Annotated in this window: 22 protein-coding genes; 17 read left to right on the top strand and 5 right to left on the bottom strand. The window is 52.9% G+C overall.

Annotated features, from left to right (window positions below):
- Positions 1-122: 122 nt before the first annotated feature.
- Positions 123-1,070 carry a VirK/YbjX family protein gene (locus BZK42_RS05830; RefSeq protein WP_047359135.1) on the top strand — a complete coding sequence of 316 codons (948 nt, stop codon included), beginning with the start codon at positions 123-125 and terminating at the stop codon, positions 1,068-1,070.
- Here the strand turns inward: BZK42_RS05830 and BZK42_RS05835 are convergent.
- Positions 1,067-2,725 (bottom strand): ATP-dependent endonuclease, encoded by a 1,659-nt coding sequence (locus tag BZK42_RS05835; RefSeq protein WP_016153655.1) that lies wholly within the window; start codon positions 2,723-2,725, stop codon positions 1,067-1,069. The two genes, BZK42_RS05830 and BZK42_RS05835, sit on opposite strands and share 4 nt — an antisense overlap.
- Positions 2,726-3,097: 372 nt before the next feature.
- Here BZK42_RS05835 and aqpZ point away from each other — a divergent pair, with 372 nt between their 5' ends.
- From aqpZ to BZK42_RS05860, 5 genes are all read left to right on the top strand, one after another.
- Complete coding sequence (aqpZ, locus tag BZK42_RS05840) at positions 3,098-3,793, top strand: aquaporin Z (protein ID WP_003840208.1); 696 nt, start codon at positions 3,098-3,100, stop codon at positions 3,791-3,793.
- Positions 3,794-3,935: 142 nt separating this feature from the next.
- Positions 3,936-4,835 (top strand): LysO family transporter, encoded by a 900-nt coding sequence (locus tag BZK42_RS05845; protein ID WP_080858889.1) that lies wholly within the window; start codon positions 3,936-3,938, stop codon positions 4,833-4,835.
- 155 nt (positions 4,836-4,990) lie between these two features.
- Entirely contained in the window at positions 4,991-6,643 is a 1,653-nt protein-coding gene (hcp, locus tag BZK42_RS05850; RefSeq protein WP_016153657.1) for a hydroxylamine reductase, read from the top strand.
- Between the two features lie 10 nt (positions 6,644-6,653).
- Entirely contained in the window at positions 6,654-7,622 is a 969-nt protein-coding gene (hcr, locus tag BZK42_RS05855) for an NADH oxidoreductase (protein WP_016153658.1), read from the top strand.
- 201 nt (positions 7,623-7,823) lie between these two features.
- Positions 7,824-9,440 (top strand): FAD-NAD(P)-binding protein, encoded by a 1,617-nt coding sequence (locus tag BZK42_RS05860; protein WP_080858890.1) that lies wholly within the window; start codon positions 7,824-7,826, stop codon positions 9,438-9,440.
- Positions 9,441-9,512: 72 nt separating this feature from the next.
- On the opposite strand, the gene BZK42_RS05865 is transcribed toward BZK42_RS05860, so the two are convergent.
- The gene (locus BZK42_RS05865) at positions 9,513-9,947 is read right to left on the bottom strand and encodes a DoxX family protein (protein ID WP_080858891.1); all 435 of its coding nucleotides are present in this window, start codon (positions 9,945-9,947) and stop codon (positions 9,513-9,515) included.
- A 152-nt stretch (positions 9,948-10,099) separates the two neighbouring features.
- On the opposite strand from BZK42_RS05865, the gene poxB reads away from it, so the two are divergent.
- The 4 genes from poxB (at position 10,100) to BZK42_RS05885 (ending at position 15,408) form a co-directional block, all read left to right on the top strand.
- Entirely contained in the window at positions 10,100-11,818 is a 1,719-nt protein-coding gene (gene poxB, locus BZK42_RS05870) for a ubiquinone-dependent pyruvate dehydrogenase (RefSeq protein WP_016156946.1), read from the top strand.
- Positions 11,819-11,854: 36 nt separating this feature from the next.
- Positions 11,855-12,856 carry a low-specificity L-threonine aldolase gene (gene ltaE, locus BZK42_RS05875; RefSeq protein ID WP_016153662.1) on the top strand — a complete coding sequence of 334 codons (1,002 nt, stop codon included), beginning with the start codon at positions 11,855-11,857 and terminating at the stop codon, positions 12,854-12,856.
- Between the two features lie 10 nt (positions 12,857-12,866).
- A complete protein-coding gene (locus tag BZK42_RS05880) occupies positions 12,867-14,300 on the top strand; it encodes an SDR family oxidoreductase (RefSeq protein WP_016156947.1) in 1,434 nt (477 codons plus the stop codon).
- A 94-nt stretch (positions 14,301-14,394) separates the two neighbouring features.
- A complete protein-coding gene (locus BZK42_RS05885; protein WP_016153664.1) occupies positions 14,395-15,408 on the top strand; it encodes an NAD-dependent epimerase/dehydratase family protein in 1,014 nt (337 codons plus the stop codon).
- Here BZK42_RS05885 and BZK42_RS05890 read toward each other — a convergent pair.
- Positions 15,405-16,235: an N-acetylmuramoyl-L-alanine amidase gene (locus tag BZK42_RS05890; protein WP_065554093.1), complete on the bottom strand. Its 831-nt coding sequence runs from the start codon at positions 16,233-16,235 to the stop codon at positions 15,405-15,407. The genes BZK42_RS05885 and BZK42_RS05890 overlap by 4 nt on opposite strands.
- Positions 16,232-16,555: a heavy metal-binding domain-containing protein gene (locus BZK42_RS05895; protein ID WP_001160725.1), complete on the bottom strand. Its 324-nt coding sequence runs from the start codon at positions 16,553-16,555 to the stop codon at positions 16,232-16,234. The genes BZK42_RS05890 and BZK42_RS05895 overlap by 4 nt, the downstream gene beginning before the upstream one ends.
- Positions 16,556-16,806: 251 nt before the next feature.
- Here BZK42_RS05895 and BZK42_RS05905 point away from each other — a divergent pair, with 251 nt between their 5' ends.
- The 7 genes from BZK42_RS05905 to yegS all read left to right on the top strand — a co-directional run bounded on the left by BZK42_RS05905 (position 16,807) and on the right by yegS (position 22,424).
- Positions 16,807-17,322, top strand: a complete 516-nt coding sequence (locus BZK42_RS05905; RefSeq protein ID WP_046275434.1) for a lipoprotein — start codon at positions 16,807-16,809, stop codon at positions 17,320-17,322.
- 225 nt (positions 17,323-17,547) lie between these two features.
- Entirely contained in the window at positions 17,548-18,276 is a 729-nt protein-coding gene (artP, locus tag BZK42_RS05910; RefSeq protein ID WP_016156950.1) for an arginine ABC transporter ATP-binding protein ArtP, read from the top strand.
- 16 nt (positions 18,277-18,292) lie between these two features.
- On the top strand, positions 18,293-19,024 hold the full coding sequence (artI, locus tag BZK42_RS05915) for an arginine ABC transporter substrate-binding protein ArtI (protein ID WP_003027298.1): 732 nt from the start codon (positions 18,293-18,295) through the stop codon (positions 19,022-19,024).
- Between the two features lie 6 nt (positions 19,025-19,030).
- Positions 19,031-19,747, top strand: a complete 717-nt coding sequence (artQ, locus tag BZK42_RS05920) for an arginine ABC transporter permease ArtQ (RefSeq protein ID WP_016153668.1) — start codon at positions 19,031-19,033, stop codon at positions 19,745-19,747.
- Positions 19,747-20,415, top strand: a complete 669-nt coding sequence (artM, locus tag BZK42_RS05925) for an arginine ABC transporter permease ArtM (RefSeq protein WP_016153669.1) — start codon at positions 19,747-19,749, stop codon at positions 20,413-20,415. Before artQ ends, artM begins: the two co-directional genes overlap by 1 nt.
- A 246-nt stretch (positions 20,416-20,661) precedes the next feature.
- Positions 20,662-21,393 (top strand): arginine ABC transporter substrate-binding protein ArtJ, encoded by a 732-nt coding sequence (gene artJ, locus BZK42_RS05930; RefSeq protein WP_080858892.1) that lies wholly within the window; start codon positions 20,662-20,664, stop codon positions 21,391-21,393.
- Between the two features lie 131 nt (positions 21,394-21,524).
- On the top strand, positions 21,525-22,424 hold the full coding sequence (gene yegS, locus BZK42_RS05935) for a lipid kinase YegS (protein WP_046275436.1): 900 nt from the start codon (positions 21,525-21,527) through the stop codon (positions 22,422-22,424).
- Positions 22,425-22,446: 22 nt separating this feature from the next.
- Here the strand turns inward: yegS and fbaB are convergent, their stop codons facing one another.
- Complete coding sequence (fbaB, locus tag BZK42_RS05940) at positions 22,447-23,499, bottom strand: class I fructose-bisphosphate aldolase (protein ID WP_016153672.1); 1,053 nt, start codon at positions 23,497-23,499, stop codon at positions 22,447-22,449.
- Positions 23,500-23,511: the final 12 nt, after the last annotated feature.

Genomic DNA, 23,511 nt, shown 5'->3' on the forward strand with positions numbered 1-23,511 from the left:
AGTGGTAAACATCAACGTTAAATAAATAGCCGTTGAAAAACGCAAGAATAACAGAGTTATTGATGAATGGTTAAGATCCGCTGTGTTGAAATTAGTACCAGAGTATCAATCGGATTTAAATTATGAGTCAACTAACTGAAAGCACTTTTCTTTCCACTAAACCCATTACCAGCTTTGGCCTTTTTTACGGCCTGAGCAGCGGTCATATACGACCCGCACATTGCTGGGATAAACGGAGCTTTCGTCGTAAGTTTATCTGGCGCTCACTGTTGATACCCCGTCTGACTCAGGAATGGATGAGTGAACTCGCCCAATGGCCGGATCTTGAAAGCCTGCTCTCCCGCCAACCCCGGCTGCCGGTGCGTATGCACCGTCCTTACCTCGCGGCAAATTTCACTCGTAAAATGCGTTTAGACGCGGTGCGTTTTCATTATCATGTTATCCGCCACGCATTCTTACCCGCAGAGTTTAACGCCTTATTAACCAATGACGGTTTACAGCTGGCGCAAATTGAAGGCAAAGATGGCGATATATTTACCGTAACCATGATGATGTTCCCGGTACTGGATAAAGAGGGAGAAAGTACCATTCAGGTGCAAAATGGCGACGGGGACGTGCTGACCAAAATGACGTTTACGTTCTGCGAATATAATGGGAAAAGTACATTATTCATTGGCGGCGTACAGGGCAATTCGCAACTTCCACATGAAGCAATACAAAAAGCGACGAAGTCCTGCCACGGTATTTTCCCAAAACGTATAATTATGGAAGCCATTTGCCGTTTAGCAGAACAGTTGAATATCGAAAAGGTCATGGCGGTCAGCAATGAACAGCATATCTTTCGCAGCCCGCGTTACCACGATAAAAACAAGGTGATACTTTCCGACTACAACGCATTTTGGGAGTCGGTTGGCGGTGAGTGCGACAGTCACGGCTATTACCATATCCCACGCACAATGGCGCGAAAAAGCGAAGCGGACATTGCCAGCAAAAAACGCGCGGAATACCGCCGTCGCTACCAGTTACTGGACAGCATCCACTCGCAGCTGTCGTCGATGTTTCGCAACTAATCCGCTCTGCCGCGTGCCAACCACAGCACGCGGGAAAACATTTTTCGCAGTAGCGTTGGCACCGCGTCAACGCCGCGCCGCCCGGCTTCCATCGCCACCTCAATGGCTAAATCTGGTTTTGACGACCGGTGAATCGCCTTCGAGATAATTTTGCGCATATTCATGGGCACGTTTTCGGGGATTTGCGCCACCCTGTGAAAAACGTCAGCGAACCCTTGGCGATACATAAAGTGTTCCATGTCCAGCGCGGGAAGCATGGTTAAATGATCGCGCTCTTCTTCTCTGTCGTTATTCAACAAACTCCGCACCGTAGCGGCATACTTTTTCCCGGCTTCATCACCATCAACCAGCACATGCCACTCGATACCCATCCGGCGGGCGAACTTAACCAGCGGCTTAAGGCCGGACTGGGCAAATTCAATGACTTTGATACCTTCCGCATCAAAGTGGTGCCCACACTGGCGGGCCAGTTCGTTAATGACCCAGGTTTCCGTTTCGCCTTCCACCAGCAGCCAACAGCGGGCAAACAACGACGATGCACGGTTAAAACGAATATGAAAGGCAATACGCCGACCATCTTCTGCGCTGATCCCACCTGGCCCAAGCCGCCAGGCGGCGACGCGGGAAGACTCACGCACCAGGCGGACAACATGTTCCACGGGGGTGAGGGACAGTAACTCACCTGAGTTGGTGGTCGCCACCCGTTGCAGTGGAAGCAAATTCAGCAGGTGCCAGGCAACCGACAGCATAATCGGATGTAAACGCGTTTCAGGATCTTCTACCAACAGTAACGGCCGGGCGTCTTTATCGAGCCTCAGCGTACCTTTGGCCTGTAACAGCGTCGAAAACAATCCCAACAAGATCACGCGGTGCGTGCGTCCGCCCGGCCTATCAATCATACGGTTGATAATATCCAGATAGCGCCAGCTACGTTGTTCGTTATTGGAACGTCGACGCATCAGACGATAGCGGGACTGACTGGAACCTTGCTCAGAAAAATAGTGTTCCAATAGCTGTACCATGGCCGATAACCCCTGACGTATCTGCCCATCTGTCAGGTTTTGCGGTCGGGTAGCCAGTTCACGTGCCAGAAAATCCAGTTGCCGCGCGGTCACTTCGACATCCGCCGAATCCGGCACCGTACCGTTACGGATCCGTCGCATAAAACGCGCGTCGCGCAGGCGCAGTACTGGCATCAAACGCACGAGGTGCCGCGCCTGATCGTTAATGTCGTCGAGGGGAAGCTGATGGCCCTCGCCATCCAGAAAACTGCGTAACGTCAGAACGCTACCGTCGTCCGCACATTCACCTTCCAGTCGATAGAAAATGCGGTGATAGCCATCCTGACACAGCGTCCAGCTGGCTTCCAGAGGGCGATACCTGCGCACACGGTGGCGACCCGGTTGAGACTCACGAAACGTCAGGATGATATGCAGATGATGTTCCCGGCCTTGAATATCGCCCGGCGGGAACCAGAAATCTTCGCGGTCAAAGTGGTACAAATCAGTTTCCGGCGACAGCAGCAGGGTTAAAGCATCCAGCAGACTGGACTTACCCCACGCGTTCTCCCCAATCAGCACGTTGCTTTGCTCCAGCATCAACGACAGACGGTTAATACCACGAAATCCAACAATCTCAACGCGTTCGAGAATCATATAGCCTCCGGAAATGCTAACTTTTTCCTTCAAGTTATCAGGAGTATAACGGCAAGCGGGCGCTCAGGACACCCGATATGATCAGGAGGTTAGTCGCAGAAATCAAAAAATATAAGAATATTCTTCTTATGTTTTCCCTGGAATATTATTTCAGAACTCAATCATCGTCGTTTTGCTAATTGAACTATGCTTCATTCATCCAATATTCAAAAAGGAATCACAACATATTGCCTTAAATCAAATTTTTTCATCAATTTAACTGGCGAAGGGATGATGTTTTTTTCTAAAATACCGGCTCTTTCATCATCGTCCCTTTTAGCGATGAATTACCGGGTAAGGAACACGAACCCGGAACTTTTAATTGAGGTGGTTATGTTCAGGAAATTAGCAGCCGAATTCTTCGGTACGTTTTGGCTCGTCTTTGGTGGGTGCGGTAGCGCAGTTCTGGCCGCAGCATTCCCGGAGTTGGGTATTGGATTTGCCGGTGTCGCGCTGGCGTTTGGTTTGACCGTATTGACCATGGCATTCGCCGTAGGTCATATTTCCGGCGGACACTTTAACCCGGCGGTGACCTTCGGTTTATGGGCGGGCGGTCGCTTCCCGGCAAAAGACGTTATTGGTTATGTTATCGCTCAGGTTGTGGGCGGTATTGTTGCAGCAGCGGCACTGTATCTTATTGCCAGCGGTAAAGCTGGTTTTGACGCAACTGCCAGTGGTTTTGCCTCGAACGGCTTTGGTGAACATTCACCTGGCGGCTATTCAATGCTGTCTGCCGTCGTAATTGAAATTATTTTGACCGCTGGTTTCTTATTAGTGATCCACGGTGCGACCGATAAACATGCTCCGGCAGGTTTTGCACCTATTGCGATTGGTCTGGCGTTAACCCTGATCCACTTGATCAGTATTCCGGTTACCAACACCTCCGTTAACCCGGCACGTAGTACCGCCGTAGCCATCTTCCAGGGCGGCTGGGCATTACAGCAATTGTGGTTCTTCTGGGTTATGCCGATTATCGGTGGGGTCCTCGGCGGTCTTATTTACCGCACTTTGCTGGAAAAACGCGATTAATCGATAACAAAAAAGGCCTGGCGCAAGTCAGGTCTTTTTTTCCCCGCTATATTTCCTTTTATTTGCAACTTTACTCCCTTCATTGCATTGAGTAGTGTGTGCTGGCGCATTTCGTCTTACTCTCAGCAAGGATCTGGTTTTCATGTTTTCAGGGCTGTTAATCATTCTGATTCCCCTTATTGTGGGCTACCTTATTCCGCTTCGGCACAGGGCTGCATTAAAACTTATCAATCGCCTGTTGAGCTGGATCGTCTACCTTATTCTCTTTTTTATGGGTATCAGCCTGGCGTTTCTGGATAATCTCGCCAGCAACCTGTTAGCCATTCTTCATTATTCTGCGGTCAGCGTGACGGTCATTTTGCTGTGTAATATCGCGGCGCTGTTCTGGCTGGAGCGTTCGCTGCCCTGGCGACATAACCACAAGCAAGAAAAGCTACCCTCGCGAATTGCGATGGCGCTTGAGTCGCTCCAGCTTTGTGGCGTCGTCGTCGTGGGTTTTATGCTCGGCCTCACCGGTCTTCCTATTCTGCAGCACGCCACCGAAGCCAGCGAATATACGTTAATCTTTTTACTGTTCCTGGTCGGGATTCAACTGCGCAACAGCGGTATGACCTTAAAGCAAATTGTGCTGAATCGCCGGGGGATGATTGTTGCGGTGGTCGTCGTCGCCAGTTCGATGCTGGCGGGGGTTATCAATGCGTTGATCCTCGGCTTGCCGCTGAAAACCGCGCTGGCGATGGCGTCTGGTTTTGGCTGGTACTCCCTGTCCGGTATTCTGTTAACCGAATCGTTCGGGCCGGTGATTGGTAGCGCCGCCTTCTTTAATGACCTGGCCCGCGAGCTGATTGCCATTATGTTGATTCCTGGAATGGTGGGCCGCAGCCGCTCAACCGCGCTGGGGCTATGTGGCGCGACATCAATGGATTTCACCTTACCGGTGCTACAACGCAGCGGCGGTCTGGAGATGGTTCCGGCAGCCATCGTCCACGGCTTTATTCTGAGTCTGTTAGTGCCTTTGCTGATGGCGTTTTTCTCCGCCTGAAGTCAGGACAGATACCTCTCTGGCGGTAGTCCTCTACCGCCAAAATTGCGCTAAATCAATCTCCCTGCAAGTTGTAGCAGAAATCCCTTTTATCCCTTCGCGCACAGGCATAACCTTAAACATGTATATTAAATATAACTTTAAAAGGTGTGACCATGTTTTGTGTGCAATGTGAACAAACCATCCGTACTCCGGCAGGAAACGGCTGCTCTTACGCGCAGGGTATGTGCGGTAAAACGGCTGAAACCTCCGATTTGCAGGATCTGCTGATTGCTTCCCTACAAGGTCTGTCTGCATGGGCTGTTAAGGCACGTGAATACGGCATCATCGACCATGAGGTTGATAACTTTGCGCCGCGTGCATTCTTCTCCACGCTGACCAACGTTAACTTCGATTCCCCGCGTATTGTTGGCTATGCCCGTGAAGCTATCGCCATGCGCGACGCCCTGAAAGCGCAATGCCTGAACATCGACGCGAACGCAGCGGTCGCTAACCCGATGGCCGATCTGCAACTGGTCAGCGACGATCTGGGCGACCTGCAACGTCAGGCCGCTGAATTTACCCCGAACAAAGACAAAGCAGCCATCGGCGAGAACATTCTCGGCCTGCGTCTGCTGTGCCTGTACGGCCTGAAAGGTGCGGCAGCTTACATGGAGCACGCGCACGTTCTCGGTCAGTACGACAACGACATCTACGCTCAGTACCACAAAATCATGGCATGGCTGGGAACCTGGCCTTCCGATATGAACGCTCTGCTGGAGTGCTCAATGGAAATCGGCCAGATGAACTTCAAAGTGATGAGCATTCTGGATGCTGGCGAAACCACTAAATACGGCCACCCGACGCCAACTCAGGTCAACGTCAAAGCAACCGAAGGTAAGTGCATCCTGATCTCCGGTCACGACCTGAAAGATCTGTACAACCTGCTGGAGCAGACCGAAGGTACCGGCGTTAACGTCTATACCCACGGTGAAATGCTGCCGGCGCACGGCTACCCGGAACTGCGTAAGTTCAAACACCTGATCGGTAACTACGGCAGCGGCTGGCAGAATCAGCAGGTTGAATTTGCCCGCTTCCCGGGCCCAATCGTAATGACCTCTAACTGCATCATCGACCCAACTGTTGGTGCCTACGATGACCGTATCTGGACTCGTAGCATCGTCGGTTGGCCGGGTGTAAGCCACCTCGAAGGCGACAACTTCGCTCCGGTAATCGCTCAGGCTCAGCAGATGGCGGGCTTCCCGTACAGCGAAATTCCGCACCTGATCACCGTTGGTTTCGGTCGTCAGACTCTGCTGGGCGCGGCTGATACCCTGATCGACCTGGTAAGCCGCGAAAAACTGCGTCACATCTTCCTGGTTGGCGGTTGTGATGGCGCGCGTGGCGAACGTAACTACTTCACCGACTTCGCCACCAGCGTGCCGGACGACTGCCTGATCCTGACCCTGGCGTGCGGTAAATACCGTTTCAACAAACTGGAGTTCGGTGATATCGAAGGCCTGCCGCGTCTGGTCGATGCAGGTCAGTGTAACGATGCATACTCTGCCATCATCCTGGCGGTAACCCTGGCTGAGAAACTGGGCTGTGGCGTGAACGATCTGCCGCTGTCTCTGGTGCTCTCCTGGTTCGAACAGAAAGCGATTGTCATTCTGCTGACCCTGCTGTCTCTGGGCGTGAAAAACATCGTCACTGGCCCGACTGCGCCTGGCTTCTTCACGCCGGACCTGCTGGCCGTTCTCAACGAGAAGTTCGGTCTGCGTTCCGTGACCACCGTTGAAGAAGACATGAAGCAACTGCTGAGCGCGTAAGGAGTAAAGAATGACAATGCCAACTCATCAGTGCCCATGGCGGATGCAGGTTCATCACATCCATCAGGAAACGCCGGATGTATGGACAATTTCGTTGCTGTGCCACGACTATTATCCGTACCGCGCCGGGCAGTATGCACTGGTCAGCGTACGTAATTCAGCGGACACGCTGCGTGCTTACACCCTCTCTTCAACGCCGGGCGTTAGCGAATACATCACGCTGACCATCCGCCGGATTGACGATGGCGCAGGCTCACAGTGGTTAACCCGCGACGTGAAGCGCGGCGACTATATCTGGCTGTCCGATGCAATGGGTGAATTCACCTGTGAAGATAAAGCGGAAGACAGGTTCCTGATGCTGGCCGCTGGCTGTGGCGTCACGCCAATCATGTCAATGCGTCGCTGGTTGGCAAAATACCGCCCACAGGCAGATGTGCAGGTGATCTTTAACGTCCGTTCACCGCAAGATGTCATTTTTGCCGACGAATGGCGCGAGTACCCGGTGACCTTAGTTGCTGAAAACAATGCCACTGACGGTTTTGTTTCCGGCCGACTGACCACCGAACTGCTGCAAAGCGTACCGGACCTGGCTTCGCGCACCGTGATGACCTGCGGCCCGGCGCCGTATATGGATCTGGTCGAGAAAGAAGTCAACGCGCTGGGCGTGACACGCTTCTTTAAAGAGCAGTTCTTCACCCCGGTAGCTGAAGCCGCCACCAGCGGTCTGAAGTTCACCAAACTGCAGCCGGCAAAAGAGTTTTATGCGCCGGTAGGCAGTACGCTGCTGGAAGCGCTGGAAAGCAATAAAGTGCCGGTTGTCGCCGCATGCCGTGCGGGCGTTTGCGGCTGCTGCAAAACCAAAGTGGTTGACGGTAACTACACGGTCAGTAGCACCATGACGCTGACCGACGCAGAAATTGCTGAAGGTTATGTGCTGGCCTGCTCCTGTCATCCGCAGGGTGATTTAGTGCTGGCGTAATTGACCGATATCTGATGTGCAAAAGGCTACCCGGTTATATCGGGTGGCCTTTTTTTATGCTGTCAGACGCTGCAAAATTCCGATTTTTTCACCCTCCGAGGCAAAATACCGCCCTCTTCCTGCGAATTATCGACCACACTTACCTGGCACAGGTTAAGCAAAACCCCGACTACCACGTCGAACTTTCTACAAAGGATCCCCATGAAAAAAGTGGCCATCGTCGGCGTAGGTCCCACCGGAATTTATACGTTTCATGCCCTCGTTGAGCGCGGTGAACCGCTGGAGATACAGCTTTATGAGCAAGCTGAGGAAGCTGGCATAGGCATGCCTTATAACAGCGACAACAACGCAGACCACATGCTGGCCAATATAGCCAGCATTGAGATCCCGCCGATTTATATCAGTTATCTGACGTGGCTACAGAATCAAAGCGATGAATACCTGGCGCAGTTTCGGCTTGAACGTACATCGTTGCATGAGCGGCAATTTTTGCCCCGCGTGATCCTCGGCGACTATTATCGCGATCGTTTTTTAGCCATTGTCGATAAAGCGCAAAGATCCGGGTTCACAATTCGCGTATATGAATCAAGTAAAGTCACCGACCTGCAAGCAAACCCGACTGGGGTCTCCCTGTGGATCAATCACGCGTCACAGCCCGTCGAAGTGGATTTCGCCGCTATCGCCAGCGGTCATCTGTGGCCAGAAACTGATGCTCAAGCACGCAAGTTTTTCCCCAGTCCGTGGACCGGCCTGATGGAGGCGCAGATTAGCGCTTGCAGGGTGGGTATTCTGGGCACCTCGCTAAGCGCTATCGACGCGGCGATGGCCGTGGTCAGTCAGCATGGTAACTTCACCACCAATACCGACCGTTCACTGCAGTTCACGCGTAAACCCGACAGCCAAAACCTGAAGCTGACCCTGATGTCGCGCAGCGGTGTGCTGCCTGAAGCGGATTTTTACTGCCCTCTTCCCTATGAACCGCTGAATATCGTGACGAAAGAAGCGATTGAAAACGCCATTGCCGAGGGCCAAAACGGATTACTGGACCGCATCTTCCGGCTTATTGTGCAACAACTGCAAGACGCGGCCCCAGGGTGGTGCCAACAGGTTGCACTTGCAACGCTTAACGCCGACACATTCCCCGAGGTCTATTTTGCCGACAGGCTCAAGCATGACCCTTTTGACTGGGCGAGGCGTAACCTGGTGGAGGTTGAACGCAACAAGCAGGAACAACATACCGTCGCCTGGCGCTATACCTTATTGCGCCTACACGAGGTTATTGAAGAGATCGTTCCTCATCTTGATGCTAGCGACGAAAAACGTTTCAGGCACGGACTGGCGCGCGTCTTTATTGATAACTATGCGGCGATCCCGTCTGAATCTATCCGCCGATTGCTGGCTCTGCACGATGCCGGGCTGATTGAGATCCTCGCACTCGGCAAGGATTATGAGCGTACAAATAAGCAGGAAAGGACGGTCATTTACCACCACGGTCAACGCAGTGAATTTGATGTATTTATTGACGCCCGAGGACAACGGGCATTGCAGAGCAAAGATATTCCGTTCCCAACGCTACGCGATCAACTGCTGGCCTGTGGCGATGAGATCCCGGATATCGGCGAAGATTACACGCTGCAAGCACCGGAAAACGCCCGCAACCGCATCGCCTTTGGCGGACTGCCGTGGTTGATGCACGACCGTCCCTTTATTCAGGGGCTGGTGGTTAGCGCTGAAATAGGTGCGGCGATGGCAAAGGCATTGACGCAACGAGCACTGAAACGTCGGCACAAACTGTGGAGCAGTGACGAGATGGATTAGCGGCCAGACTTAATGGCGAGGCGGAGATAGGTTAACGCGTCCCCGCCTCTGTCTTGATTCTCGGATGGCAAACTATCGCCAGGCCGAGTTTTCGGCAACGGAGAAACGCCCCGCGCCCAAAAATGCCACGGCCAGAGCGCCGATGAAGAAATACACCAGACTTTCAATTGCCCATGCGCCGGTTTTATCCAGTGACCAGGTTTCACCCATCCCGACCATCAGCCATGCCACCACCATCGTAAACGCGAGCCCCAACGCCGCCGGACGCGTCAGGATCCCAAGAATAATCAGACACGGTGCCACAACCTCTCCCAGCAGAACGCCATACGCAATAAAGCCAGGGAAACCTTTCGCTATCAGCATGCCACTGATGCCATCAATACCCGCGAACAGTTTATGCAGCCCATGAAACAGCATTAATCCCCCCACGGCAATACGTAACAAAAACTTGCCAAAATCTTCATGAGTCAGTACCCGGTTAACTGTATTTAATAGTTTTATAACCATTTGAATTTATTCCTTGTTTCACCATGTCCAATAACAAACTACGCTTAATACAGGCTTAATGAAACCTGCCGGAAATAAGAGGTAATGATAAGCATAACTATTATCTTCATCTAAACTTGTAACCGGTATCACATTAAAGGAGAAGGAAAACCATGAAACAAACGGTTGCCGCTTTTATTGCTAAAACACTCGAACAAGCTGGCGTTAAACGCATTTGGGGTGTGACGGGTGACTCGCTAAATGGCCTTAGTGACAGTCTGAATCGTATGGGAACGATTGACTGGATGCCAACCCGTCATGAAGAGGTTGCGGCCTTCGCCGCGGGAGCTGAAGCGCAGTTGACGGGAGAACTGGCCGTCTGCGCAGGCTCGTGTGGACCAGGCAACCTGCACCTGATTAACGGACTGTTTGATTGCCACCGCAACCACGTCCCGGTACTGGCAATTGCCGCACACATTCCATCCAGTGAGATAGGCAGCGGTTATTTTCAGGAGACCCACCCGCAAGAGTTGTTTCGCGAATGTAGCCACTATTGCGAGCTGGTTTCCAGCCCTGAACAGATCCCACAAGTGCTGGCAATTGCCATGCGTAAAGCGGTGCTCAACCGCGGCGTCTCCGTGGTGGTATTACCCGGCGACGTTGCGCTGAAGCCAGCACCTGAAAGCGCCAGCACTCACTGGTATCATGCGCCGCTCCCGGTGGTCACTCCGGAAGAAGAAGAGCTCAGAAAACTAGCGCAACTGCTACGCTACTCCAGCAATATCGCCCTGATGTGCGGCAGCGGCTGCGCCGGTGCGCATAAAGAACTGGTTGAGTTTGCTGCTAAAATAAAAGCGCCGATTGTGCACGCCCTGCGTGGTAAAGAGCATGTGGAGTACGACAACCCTTACGACGTGGGCATGACCGGGCTGATCGGCTTTTCATCCGGCTTCCATACCATGATGAATGCCGACACGCTGATCCTGCTAGGTACCCAGTTCCCCTATCGCCCGTTCTACCCCACCGACGCCAAGATTATTCAGATTGATATCAATCCGGCGAGCATTGGCGCGCACAGTAAAGTTGATATGGCGCTGGTAGGCGATATTAAATCCACACTCCGCACCCTGCTGCCGCTGGTGGAAGAAAAAACCGATCGGCAGTTCCTGGATAAAGCGCTGGAACACTATCGTGAGGCGCGTAAAGGGCTGGATGATTTAGCCAAACCCAGCGATAAAGCCATTCATCCGCAGTATCTGGCGCAGCAGATCAGCCACTTTGCCGCTGACGACGCCATCTTCACCTGCGACGTTGGCACGCCAACGGTGTGGGCAGCACGTTATCTGAAAATGAACGGTAAACGCCGTCTGATCGGTTCGTTTAACCACGGGTCGATGGCCAATGCCATGCCGCAGGCGCTCGGCGCACAAGCGACCGAACCGGGACGTCAGGTTGTCGCAATGTGCGGTGACGGTGGTTTTAGCATGCTGATGGGCGACTTTCTGTCGGTTGTGCAAATGAAGCTGCCGGTGAAGATTATTGTCTTCAACAACAGCGTGTTGGGGTTTGTGGCGATGGAGATGAAAGCTGGCGGTTATCTGACCGACGGCACCGAACTGCACGATACAAATTTCGCACGGATTGCCGAGGCTTGCGGCATCACGGGCATTCGCGTGGAGAAATCCTCAGAGGTTGATGAAGCGCTGCAAAGGGCGATGTCGATTGACGGTCCGGTGCTGGTCGATGTGGTCGTCGCGAAAGAAGAACTGGCGATCCCGCCGCAGATCAAACTCGAACAAGCTAAAGGTTTTAGCCTGTATATGCTGCGCGCAATCATCAGCGGGCGCGGTGATGAAGTGATCGAACTGGCGAAAACTAACTGGCTCAGGTAAAACAGAGGGCATTACCTCACTTAAAAAGGAATGCCCGTGATTGATTTACGCAGTGATACCGTCACCCGACCAAGTCGCGCCATGCTCGAAGAGATGATGGCCGCCCCGGTCGGGGACGACGTCTACGGTGATGACCCTACCGTTAATGCCCTCCAGCAATACGCAGCCGAGCTTGCTGGCAAAGAAGCCGCAATTTTCTTACCCACAGGCACTCAGGCGAACCTGGTGGCTCTCCTCAGCCATTGTCAGCGCGGGGAAGAGTATATCGCCGGTCAGGGCGCGCATAACTATCTCTACGAAGCGGGTGGCGCAGCGGTGCTCGGCAGCATTCAACCGCAACCTATCGACGCCATGCCGGATGGCTCTTTGCCGCTGGACAAAGTGGCGGCAAAAATCAAAGCGGACGATATCCATTTTGCCCGCACGCGTCTGCTCAGCCTGGAAAACACCCACAACGGCAAAGTGCTACCACGCGAGTATCTGAAAGAGGCCTGGGAATTTACCCGTGAGCGCAATCTTGCGCTGCATGTCGACGGCGCGCGTATTTTTAACGCCATCGTCGCCTATGGCTGTGAGTTAAAAGATGTCACGCAATACTGCGATTCGTTCACCATTTGTCTCTCCAAAGGTTTAGGAACGCCGGTAGGCTCATTGCTGGTCGGCAGCCACGAGTACATCAAGCGCGCCATTCGCTGGCGTAAAATGACCGGCGGCGGAATGCGTCAGGCCGGTATTCTGGCGGCGGCGGGACTGTATGCGCTGAAAAATAACGTGTCGCGTTTACAAGAAGACCATGACAACGCCGCCTGGATGGCGGAACAACTGCGCGAAGCCGGAGCGGACGTCATGCGCCACGACACCAACATGCTGTTTGTCCGCGTTGGCGAAGAACACGCTGCGGCACTGGGCGAGTACATGAAAGCGCAAGGCGTGCTGATTAACGCCTCGCCGATTGTGCGTCTGGTGATGCATCTGGACGTATCGCGTGAACAGCTTGCTGAAGTCGTCGCCCACTGGCGCGCTTTTTTAACCCGCTAAGGAGATGGGCGTGCCGCAACGGATTTTGGTTCTTGGCGCCAGTGGCTACATTGGTCAGCATCTGGTACAGGCGCTCAGTCAGCAAGGGCATCAGGTGCTGGCTGCGGCACGCCGCATCGAGCGACTGGAAAAGCAGCAGTTGGCCAACGTCAGTTGCCATAAGGTCGATTTGAATTGGCCAGATAACCTAACGCCGCTGCTGACCGGCGTTGATACGGTCTATTACCTGGTCCATGGCATGGGAGAAGGCGGTGATTTTATCGCCCATGAGCGCCAGGTAGCAATGAACGTGCGCGATGCGCTACGTGATACGCCAGTCAAACAGCTTATTTTCCTGAGCTCATTACAGGCTCCCCGGCATGAACAATCCGATCATCTGCGTGCGCGACAGATAACCGCGGACACCCTGCGCGAATCAGGCGTGCCGATGACCGAATTGCGCGCTGGTATTATCGTAGGGGCAGGTTCTGCCGCCTTTGAAGTGATGCGCGACATGGTCTACAACCTGCCGGTACTCACCCCTCCGCGCTGGGTGCGCTCGCGTACCACACCTATCGCGCTGGAGAATTTAATGTACTACCTGGTGGCGTTGTTGGATCATCCTACACGCCAACACCGCGTGCTCGAAGCCGCCGGGCCGCAGGTATTGAGCTATCAGGAGCAGTTCGAGCATTTTATGGCGGTCAGCGGTAAACATCGCCTGCTCATCCCTGTCCCCTTTCCTACCCGCTGGATTTCGGTCTGGTTTTTGAACGTCATAACGTCAGTGCCGCCGACCACGGCAAAAGCGCTGATACAGGGGTTAAAACACGACCTGCTGGCCGATGACACCGAATTACGCACGCTGATCCCGCAAAAGCTGATTGCCTTTGATGACGCGGTGCGCAGCACGTTGAAAGAAGAAGAAAAGCTGGTCAATTCCAGCGACTGGGGTTACGACGCGCAGGCATTTGCCCGCTGGCGCCCCGAATATGGCTATTTCGCTAAACAAGCTGGCTTTAGCGTTGAAACCTCCGCCAGTCGGCAGGCGCTGTGGCAGGTGGTGAATCGCCTCGGCGGCAAAGAAGGCTATTTCTTTGGCAATATTTTATGGAAAACGCGCGCGGCGTTGGACCTGCTGGTCGGCCATAAGCTGGCGAAAGGCAGACCGCAACACTCTCTGTTGCAGGTTGGCGATACCGTTGATAGCTGGAAAGTTATCATCGTTGAGCCAGAAAAACAGCTGACGCTGCTGTTTGGGATGAAAGCGCCAGGATTGGGTCGACTGAGCTTCACGCTGGAAGATAAAGGCGACCACCGACGCATTGATGTCCGCGCCTGGTGGCATCCGCACGGCATGCCAGGCCTCTTCTATTGGCTGCTGATGATCCCGGCGCATCTGTTCATTTTTAGAGGGATGGCGAAGCGTATTGCTAAACTTGCAGAACAAATCACAGACTCATGATAAAAAGAGCCTGTATTCTTTCATGTTTCCCATTGCATACAGACGAAATTCACGGAAGAATGCGCACGACGTTTTTTAAACACAGTGGATTGATATGAAGGTACTGGTTACCGGAGCCACCAGCGGCTTAGGCCGAAACGCGGTTGAGTTTTTATGCAGCAAAGGCGTCAGCGTCAGAGCTACCGGTCGCAACGAAGCGATGGGCAAGCTGCTGGAGAAAATGGGCGCAGAGTTTGTGCATGCCGATTTGACCGAGCTGGTCTCTTCGCAGGCAAAAGTGATGCTCGCCGGTATCGATACGCTGTGGCACTGCTCCAGTTTTACCTCACCATGGGGAACTCAGGAAGCCTTCGATCTGGCCAACGTTCGCGCAACCCGCCGTCTGGGCGAGTGGGCCGTGGCCTGGGGCGTTCGTAACTTCATTCATATCTCATCACCGTCGCTCTATTTCGATTATCACCACCATCGCGATATCAAAGAGGACTTCCGCCCCCAACGCTTCGCCAATGAATTCGCCCGCAGTAAAGCGGCTGGCGAAGATGTGATTGCGTTGCTGACACAGGCCAACCCGCAGACCCGTTTTACGGTATTGCGTCCGCAAAGCTTGTTCGGACCACACGATAAAGTTTTTATCCCGCGCCTGGCCCATATGATGTACCACTACGGCAGCATTCTGTTGCCGCACGGCGGAAGTGCGCTGGTGGATATGACCTACTACGAGAATGCGGTGCACGCGATGTGGCTGGCAAGTCAGCAAGCCTGCGATAATCTGCCGTCGGGTCGTGCGTACAACATTACCAACGGCGAGCATCGCACCCTGCGCAGTATTGTGCAGAAACTCATCGACGAGCTAAATATTGATTGTCGTATCCGATCCGTGCCCTACCCGATGCTGGATATGATTGCCCGCAGCATGGAGCGGTTAGGCAATAAATCGGCGAAAGAGCCAAAGCTTACGCATTACGGCGTCTCGAAGCTGAATTTTGACTTTACGCTGGATACCACCCGCGCTCAGGAAGAATTAGGTTATCAGCCCGTTGTGACGCTGGATGAAGGGATTGAGCGTACCGCGGCCTGGCTGCGTGACCACGGCAAGCTGCCGCGTTAACCCTGCCCGTATTTCTCCAGTAACGCTTCGGCAATCGCCTGAGTTTCTGCATCCGCCACGCCGTTCCACAAGGTCGGGCGGAAGTGCATCTGGAAGGCCATAATCACCCGCCGCTGTTCACGCGGCGTCATTTCAGGTTTTACCTCATAACCATAGCGCGACAGCAGATCGAGCAATGATGAGGTTTCTACCGGTGCATCGGGCGCTCGCCCGGCAAGATAAAACGCCACTCGCTGAGCATCCGGCCACGCGCCAATTCCTTGCGCAGCCAGTTCTTCCCATGGAAACAGCGGACCTGGATCGTCCTTGCGCTGCGGTGCGACATCCGCATGGGCCACCACGTTCTGTGGTTTTATGTCATAACGGGCAATAATATCTTTCGCCAAGGGGATTAACGCCTGAATTTGCGCGGGTTCAAACGGCGCAAAATACTTGCTGCCCGCCGATTTTTGCCAGCCACGGTTTTCCAGCTCAATGCCGATCGAGGTATCGTTAATTCGCGTAGCGCCGCGCCAGAAGCTAATCCCCGCATGCCAGGCCAGATCTTTTTCCGCTACCAGTTGCCAGATACGCGGTTTGCCGTGGTAGAGCGGCGGCACTGCCGGGATCAGATAGTGCGAGCTGACGTTTTTATCAGTCAGCGTAGCCAGAGAAGAGTCGAAATCATCGGCCGTGTAATGGATAACCAGCACTTTAATGCGCGGGTAAGCAGCCTGTGCCTGACGACGGGTATCTAACTGATACCCGTCTTTGTCGACAATCCCTTTTTCGCCAGCACATCCTACCAGCAGCAGCGTTAATGCCAGCAGAGACAACAAACGCTTCATCGGCGAGTTTTCACCGCGGTGCCGCTGACGCTCACCATCAGCATGCTACCGTCTTTGCCCACGGTTTCGTAATCGATATCGATACCGACTACCGCATCAGCACCGAGCGCTTTTGCCTGTTCACCAAGCTCCTGAAAAGCAATTTCACGCGCTTTACGCAGCTCTTTTTCATACGCGCCGGAGCGACCGCCGACGATATCGCGAATGCCGGCGAAGAAATCGCGGAAGATATTCGCGCCTAAAATGGCTTCGCCAGTCACAACACCGCAGTATTCCACGATGCTCTGCCCTTCCAGCGTAGGGGTAGTCGAAAACTGCATGGTAAATCTCCTTTTTGCGCTAAGAGCACGATCTCAAAAGCATTATCGAACCGATCCACTATCATTGAAAGGATATATTCTTTACACAAAATAATTCGAGTTGCAGGAAGGCGGCAAGAGAGTGAATCCCCAGGAGCATAGATAACTATGTGACTGGGGTGAACGCACGTAGCCAACGCACAAGCAACTTGAAGTATGACATGTAAATCAACGTAGAACACTAATAGTAGAAAGCTAATAAGGAAATCATTATGCGCTACTCGAAACTCTCTCTGCTGGTTCCATGTGCACTACTTCTCAGCGCCTGTACTACCGTAACGCCGGCCTACAAAGATAACGGCACGCGTAGCGGCTCATGCGTAGAAGGCGGGCCAGACAGCGTGGCTCAACAATTCTATGATTACCGTATTCAGCACCGAAACAATGACATTCCCCCCCTTCGTCCGTACCTCAGCGATAATCTGGCGAAACTGCTGAACGATGCCAGCCGTGATAACGCGCATCGCGATCTGTTTAACAGCGATCCGTTCTCTAGTCGCGCTACGTTACCGGACAGTGCCAGCGTCGCCAGCGCATCGACCATTCCGAATAGTGATGCACGCAACATTCCGCTGCGCGTAGAGCTTAAACAGGGTGACCAAAGCTGGCGTGATGAAGTGCTGATGATCCGCGAAGGCCAGTGCTGGGTAGTTGACGATGTCCGCTATCTGGGCGGCAGCGTACACGCGCCAGCCGGGACGCTGCGCCAGTCTGTCGAAAACCGCTAACCGCCCCATTCACCCGCTTTAATCATAACCCCCATAAATTGTCTGGCATTCTGCATAGAATGCCGACAATTATTCTTGCCCACTGGTGGCCCCGCTATTTTGTGCTATGTTTAGATAAGAATGCGGTTTGCATTTAACTTTTAACGCATAAATATTGCATAACTATTCTGTCAAAGGTAGTATCTGCGGCTTCAATAGCTATCAGACTGCCAGTATCGAGTGTCAATGAGTATTCAATTAAACGGCATTAACTGCTTCTACGGCGCACATCAGGCGCTGTTCGATATCACGCTGGATTGCCCTCAGGGTGAAACACTGGTGTTACTTGGCCCAAGTGGAGCCGGGAAAAGCTCGCTGCTGCGCGTACTCAACCTGCTTGAGATGCCGCGCTCGGGCACGCTCTCTATTGCGGGTAACCGTTTCGACTTCACGAAGACCCCGTCAGACAAAGCCATTCGGGAGCTGCGTCAGAACGTGGGCATGGTCTTCCAGCAATACAACCTTTGGCCGCATCTCACGGTTGTGCAGAATCTGATTGAAGCGCCCTGCCGCGTACTGGGTCTGACAAAAGATCAAGCGCTGGCGCGTGCCGAAAAATTGCTGGAACGTCTGCGCCTGAAGCCGTACAGCGATCGCTACCCACTGCATCTCTCCGGTGGCCAGCAACAGCGTGTGGCCATTGCCCGCGCGTTGATGATGGAGCCGCAGGTGCTGCTGTTTGATGAACCTACCGCAGCGCTTGATCCGGAAATTACTGCCCAAATCGTCAGCATCATTCGTGAACTGGCGGAAACCAACATTACTCAGGTGATCGTCACCCACGAAGTGGAAGTTGCACGTAAAACGGCCAGCCGTGTGGTGTATATGGAAAACGGTCATATCGTCGAGTTTGGGGATGCGAGCTGCTTTGCCAACCCGCAAACCGAAGCGTTTAAAAACTATCTCTCTCACTAAGATTCGGGACAATACAATGAAAAAAGTTCTGATTGCCGCGCTAATCGCAGGTTTTAGCCTTTCCGCTACCGCAGCCCAAACCATCCGTTTCGCCACCGAAGCGTCTTATCCTCCGTTTGAATCTATTGATGCGAATAACAAAATCGTAGGGTTTGACGTTGATCTGGCGAATGCGCTGTGTAAAGAGATTGACGCGACCTGTACCTTCACCAATCAGGCCTTCGACAGCCTGATCCCGAGCCTGAAATTCCGTCGTTTTGACGCGGTGATGGCCGGTATGGACATCACGCCAGAGCGTGAAAAACAGGTTCTGTTCACCACCCCGTATTACGACAACTCTGCCCTGTTTGTTGGCCAACAGGGTAAATACACCAGCATTGACCAGTTGAAAGGCAAAAAAGTCGGTGTACAAAACGGTACTACGCACCAGAAATTCATCATGGATAAACATCCGGAAGTGACCACCGTACCGTATGACAGCTACCAGAATGCCAAACTCGATCTGCAAAATGGTCGTATTGACGGCGTATTTGGTGATACCGCAGTGGTGACCGAATGGCTGAAAGATAATCCAAAGCTGGCCGCAGTTGGCGACAAAGTGACGGATAAAGATTACTTCGGTACGGGTCTGGGCATCGCTGTGCGCCAGGGCAATACCGAGCTGCAGCAGAAATTTAACGCTGCGCTGGAAAAAGTGAAGAAAGATGGGACTTACGAGACCATCTACAACAAATGGTTCCAGAAGTAATACTTGATGAATGAATTTTTTCCTTTAGCAAGCGCCGCCGGGATGACCGTCGGCCTTGCCGTTTGTGCGCTGATTATTGGCCTCGCGCTCGCCATGTTTTTTGCCGTCTGGGAGTCAGTAAAATGGCGTCCGGTAGCATGGACGGGCTCAGCTCTGGTCACCATCCTGCGTGGTCTGCCGGAAATTCTGGTGGTTCTGTTCATCTATTTCGGCTCTTCACAGCTGCTGCTGACGCTGGCCGATGGCTTTACGATCAATCTCGGGTTTGTACAAATCCCGGTTCAGATGCAGATCGAAAACTTCGACGTCAGCCCGTTCCTGTGCGGTGTGATTGCGCTGTCATTGTTGTATGCGGCTTACGCGTCGCAAACGCTGCGTGGCGCGCTGAAGGCCGTACCACTCGGACAATGGGAATCAGGTCAGGCGTTGGGTTTGTCTAAAGCCGCGATCTTCTTTCGCCTGGTGATGCCGCAGATGTGGCGTCACGCTCTGCCGGGACTGGGTAACCAGTGGCTGGTATTGCTGAAAGATACCGCGCTGGTCAGCCTTATCAGCGTGAACGATCTGATGCTGCAAACCAAGAGCATTGCCACCCGTACCCAGGAGCCGTTTACCTGGTACATTGTGGCGGCGGCTATTTACCTGGTGATTACGCTGGTGAGTCAGTACATTCTCAAACGCATTGACCTGCGCGCGACACGATTTGAGCGGAGACCAGGCTAATGCTTGAGTATTTACCTGAATTGTTAAAAGGGCTGCATACCAGCCTGACGCTGACGGTCGCCTCCATCGTGGTTGCTCTGGTGCTGGCGCTGGTTTTCACCGTCATCCTGACGCTAAAAACGCCGATTGTGGTCTGGTTGGTTCGCGCCTATATCACGTTGTTTACCGGTACTCCGCTGCTGGTGCAAATCTTCCTGATCTACTACGGGCCAGGGCAGTTCCCGACGCTACAGGAGTATCCGGTACTGTGGCACCTGCTCTCTGAACCGTGGCTGTGCGCCTTAATTGCGCTATCGTTAAACAGTGCGGCTTATACCACTCAACTGTTCTACGGTGCTATCCGCGCAATCCCGGAAGGCCAGTGGCAGTCCTGTGGAGCGTTGGGGATGAGTAAGAAGGATACGCTGGCGATTCTGTTGCCGTACGCCTTTAAACGCGCCCTCTCCTCGTATTCCAACGAAGTGGTGCTGGTGTTTAAAAGTACCTCACTGGCATACACCATCACGCTGATGGAAGTCATGGGCTATAGTCAGCTGCTGTATGGTCGCACTTATGACGTCATGGTTTTCGGCGCGGCGGGTGTGATTTACCTGATCGTCAACGGTTTGCTGACGCTGATGATGCGCTTGATCGAACGTAAAGCTCTGGCGTTTGAACACCGGAATTAAATCGGTTTTTATGTCTGATGGCGCTACGCTTATCAGGCTACGATTCATCTTCCGTTGTACACTCTCCGGTGAATATGCATAAAGCCAAAATAAAAAAGACGGACAACAACCTAAATTGTCCGTCTTTTTTTATATCCTTAAAAATAACTAATCATTTTTATTGCATATAAATTCATTAAGTGGCATTGTTAATTCACGCCGCAGACACGGTAAATAATCATAAGATTGACAGACGGGAGTTCCACCATGAAAAAGTTAGTACTGGCCGCATTACTTGCTACTTTCGCCGCTGGCGCCTCAGCTGCTGATAAAATTAGTTTCGGTGTATCAGCGACTTATCCGCCATTTGAGTCACTGGATGCAAGCAATAAAATTGTCGGTTTTGACATCGACCTGGCAACGGCACTGTGCAAACAAATGCAAGCTGACTGTACTTTCACCAATCATGCTTTTGATAGCTTGATTCCCGCGCTGAAATTCAAAAAATATGATGCGGTGATTTCCGGAATGGACATCACGCCAGAGCGTAGCAAGCAGGTGGCATTTACTCAGCCTTACTATGCAAACTCCGCGCTGGTGATTGCGAAAAAAGACACCTATAAAACCTTTGCCGACCTGAAAGGGAAACGCATTGGCATGGAAAACGGCACCACGCACCAGAAATACCTGCAGGACAAACACCCTGAAGTGAAAACCGTGGCCTACGACAGCTATCAGAATGCGATTATCGACCTGAAAAATGGTCGTATTGATGGCGTATTTGGCGATACAGCCGTGGTTAACGAGTGGCTGAAAACCAACCCGCAGTTAAGTGTAGCCACTGACAAAGTGACCGACCCACAATACTTCGGTACTGGTCTTGGCATTGCGGTTCGCCCGGATAACAAAGCCCTGCTGGAAAAACTGAATAGCGCGCTGGCCGCAATCAAAGCTGACGGCACGTACCAAAAAATCAGCGATCAGTGGTTCCCACAGTAACGTCCACCCAATCTGAAAAGCCGCATCCTGCGGCTTTTTTTATCTCTTCGCCTTCGCTTTCAGTCAGTTCTTACGCCATAAACCCATTCCTGGCGTACACTTGTTAAAATGAAAAAAAGTGAGGCAAACGGATGATAGCGTTCCCTGCCAGTTTACTGATCCTCAACGGAAAAAGTGCTGATAATCTCCCCCTGCGTGATGTCATTGCAGAGCTCCGCGATGAAGGCGTGGAAATCCATGTTCGCGTTACCTGGGAAAAAGGCGACGCACAACGCTACGTTGATGAAGCTCGCCAGTTAGGTGTTGCAACGGTGATTGCCGGCGGCGGCGACGGCACAATTAACGAAGTCTCGACGGCGCTGATCCAGTCGCAGGGCGGCAATATCCCGGCTCTCGGTATTTTACCGTTGGGAACGGCGAATGATTTTGCAACCAGCGTAGGCATACCCGACGCCCTTGATAAGGCGTTAAAACTGGCTATCGCCGGAAATGCGACTGATATCGATATGGTTCAGGTCAATGATAAAACTTGTTTTATCAATATGGCGACCGGCGGCTTCGGCACACGCATCACCAGCGAGACGCCAGAAAAACTCAAGGCCGCATTAGGTGGCGTATCGTACTTTATTCACGGATTAATGCGCATGGATACGCTCAAACCCGACATCTGCGACATTCGTGGGGAAGATTTTCACTGGCAGGGTAAGGCGCTGGTCATTGGTATCGGTAATGGTCGTCAGGCCGGTGGTGGGCAACAGCTTTGCCCGACGGCGCTGATCAACGATGGTCTGCTGCAACTGCGTATTTTTACCGGCGAAGAGCTGCTGCCAGGGCTGCTTTCGGCGTTAACGCAATCCGAAGACAACCCTAACATCATCGAAGGCGCATCATCGTGGTTTGATATCCGCGCCCCGCACGAAATTACGTTTAATCTCGATGGCGAACCGCTTAGCGGACAAGAATTTCATATTGAAATCCTGCCCGCAGCGCTACGTTGCAGACTGCCGCCGGGTTGTCCGCTACTGCGTTAACACGACGACACCCCAACGGGGATCAGGCAATGGTGACTTTGCTGTCCAGATAAACATCCTGCACGGCGTTAATCAGCTTAACGCCGTCAGCCATGGTTTTCTTGAATGCTTTTCGTCCAAGAATCAGCCCCATGCCGCCAGCACGTTTGTTAATCACTGCCGTACGTACCGCATCGCTCAGATCGGTTTCGCCGCCAGCCGCACCGCCAGAGTTAATTAATCCGGCGCGCCCCATATAGCAGTTCGCCAGCTGATAACGCACCAGATCGATTGGGTTGTCGCTGGTCAGCTTGCTGTAAACGCGATCGTCGGTGTAGCCAAAGTTGACTGCTTTATACCCGCCGTTATTTTCCGCCATTTTCTGCTTAACGATATCCGCCCCGATAGTGGCTGCCAGATGGTTAGCCTGCCCGGTGAGATCGGCGGAAACATGGTAATCCACGCCATCTTTTTTAAACGCGGAGTTACGCAGATACGCCCATAGCACGGTGACCATCCCCAGTTCATGAGCACGCTCGAACGCCGCAGAAATCTCTTCAATCTGGCGACGGGACTCCTCTGAACCGAAATAGATGGTTGCCCCTACCGCAACCGCGCCCATATTGAATGCCTGTTCTACGCTGGCATACAGCGTCTGGTCAAACGTATTGGGGTAGCTCAGCGTTTCGTTGTGGTTAATTTTTACAAGAAACGGAATGCGGTGCGCGTAGCGACGGGAGACGGAAGCCAACACGCCATAGGTCGATGCCACGCAGTTACACCCTGCTTCGATAGCCAGTTCCACAATATTCTTCGGATCAAAGTACAGCGGGTTAGCCGCAAACGATGCCCCCGCGGAGTGTTCCACGCCCTGGTCCACCGGTAGAATCGACAGATAACCTGTCCCGGCCAGTCGGCCCGTGTTATACAGCGTTTGCATATTACGCAGCACCGCTGGCGGACGGTTGTTATCCACCATCACGCGATCGACGTAATCATGTCCAGGCAGGTAAAGTTGGTCAGAAGGAATGGTCATACAACGATGCTGTAAAAGGTTGTCGGCATCTTTGCCAAGCAACTGCGCAATATCAGTCATAGCTATGCTCCC

It is taken from the genome of Citrobacter braakii (genome assembly GCF_002075345.1).
Lineage (GTDB): Bacteria > Pseudomonadota > Gammaproteobacteria > Enterobacterales > Enterobacteriaceae > Citrobacter > Citrobacter braakii.